The organism is Mesorhizobium sp. P2_F8 (genome assembly GCF_056403655.1).
This window is the reverse complement of record NZ_JBFUFB010000112.1, coordinates 1-921: the sequence shown is the minus strand read 5'-3', so window position 1 is coordinate 921 and position 921 is coordinate 1. Positions and strand designations below refer to the sequence as shown.

Below are 921 nucleotides of genomic sequence, written 5' to 3'. Positions count from 1 at the left end.
GCCACCGCAAGCCCCGCCTGCCCTCTTCCTCTGCTGGCCGCACCGTCGCCTATCGAAGCCCCCGCGGACATGACAGTGGCCAAACCCACTCCCAAGGTGAAGACCAGCCGCAGGTGGGCACAGCGAGGCGCGCAGCCCCTCTCGGCGAGAGATGCGGGCCATCATGCCGTGACGAACAAGCCCGTTGCTTCGATGGCAAAACCATGACTCAATGGGGCGTGGGATGCGGCGGCGTCCGGAGCAATGGAGGCGATGCGACGATTCAGACTTGCTGACCAGGTGATCGAAGAGACGGCGCCGAATCTCCAGGATTTTTTGGCCGATGCATATCGCAGAAAGCTTCGACCGCTTTGCCTGTGCCAGGAACCCTGCCCCGCGATGTATGTTGCGCAGGTTGGCGACCAATACATCGTCAAGCGGATGCCGCTGTCAGGTAGCGGCCATGATCCTTCCTGTTCCTCTTACGAGCCGCCCGACGAACTGTCCGGCCTCGGCGTGCTGATGGGCAGCGCAATCCAGGTCGACCCCGAGAGCGGCACGGCCGCACTTAAGCTGGACTTTCGCCTGTCGAAGGTCGGCGCGCGATCTGCGCCGGCAGCTGGCGCCGTAGGTTCAGACAGCGTGGTTGGGGACACCAAGAAACTGTCCCTGCGAGGCCTGCTTCATTATCTCTGGCACGAAGCGGAACTGACAGTCTGGACGTCGCGATGGGCTGGCAAGCGCCATTGGTGGAATATTCGTTGGCACCTCGTCGAGGCCGCGCATCAGATGACGGTCAAGGGCGGGGCGCTCAACGAGATCCTGTTCGTGCCCGAGCCGTTCCGGTCCGCCGRTAAAGCCGCGATCGAGCAAAGGCGCGCGGAGGCGCTTGCTTCCGCGTGGCCCCCGAAGAGCGGTCCTAGAAAGCTGATGATCCTTGTC

At 63.3% G+C, this 921-nt stretch carries 1 protein-coding gene; it reads left to right on the top strand.

The window, feature by feature from the left end; all coding sequences use genetic code 11:
- Window positions 1-243: 243 nt before the first annotated feature.
- A partial coding sequence (locus AC1DZP_RS36260; RefSeq protein WP_477309166.1) for a DUF1173 family protein occupies window positions 244-921 on the top strand: 678 nt, incomplete at its 3' end.